This window comes from Streptomyces sp. E11-3, from assembly GCF_046540415.1.
In the GTDB taxonomy this organism is placed as follows: Bacteria; Actinomycetota; Actinomycetes; order Streptomycetales; family Streptomycetaceae; genus Streptomyces.
Genome location: NZ_JAZGRL010000218.1, coordinates 1 through 824, shown reverse-complemented (window position 1 = coordinate 824; position 824 = coordinate 1). Strand labels below are relative to the sequence as shown.

The window sequence follows — 824 nt, the reverse complement described above, 5'->3', positions numbered from 1 at the left end:
GTGGGGGAGCCGAGCGGGCGTTGGGGGAGTTGGCGGACGGGCCGGGGGTGGTGCCGGTCACGCGGGTCACGGGCACCACCAGGCCCGTGAAGGTGCGGCGGGCCGCCGAGTTCGCGCGGGAGCTCGGGGAGTTGGCGGTCCGGGCGTGCGGTGGGCCCGACGCGGTCGCGGCGCTTGGGGCGCGGGCGCGGGCCGAAGAGGTGCCGTTGTGGATCGCGCGGCGGGTCGCGGCCGGGCCCGCGGGGCCGGTCGCGGTGGCCGTTGACCGGCGGCTGGTGCGGGTGGATGTGTGGGGGCCGGGTGCGCCGGTCGTACGTATCCGGGCGCCGCGTGGTCTGCGGACCGATGACCGGTCGCCGTCGCGGGGGCTGGAGCTGACCGTCGGCGAGATGCCGGTTCCGCTCACGCTCACCAAGGTGTGGCGCAAGTCGCGGAGTTCCGTTGCGGCGCAGACACCGTACGGGTACTGGGAGTTGCAGCGGGAGAGCGCGCTCGCGTCGCGGCTTCTGCGGGACGGGCGACGGGTCGCGCTGCTCACCCGTCCCGGGCGTCGCCCCCGCCCCGAGCCGGGCACGGTGCTGCTGCCCCTGGCGGCCGTGCACCACGACACCCCCGACCCCCTCGACGCCGTCATGGCGCACGCCTTCGCGGTCGCGTTCGGCCTCGGCGATGCCACGGGTGCGTACCGCTTCCGGGCGCGGCCCTCGCGGGCGTCGGGCGAGCCTGAGCCGATCGTGTGGGGCGACCCCTGGTACAGCAACCTCGGCTCGGGGCGTGAGGACAACGAGCCTGGTGGTGGGGATGGCTGGGGTTCGGATGGCGGA

1 protein-coding gene is annotated in these 824 nt (G+C 76.3%); it reads left to right on the top strand.

Translation table 11 applies throughout. The features are described 5' to 3' along the window. A partial coding sequence (locus U9R90_RS36515; RefSeq protein ID WP_411061810.1) for a hypothetical protein occupies positions 1-824 on the top strand: 824 nt, incomplete at both ends.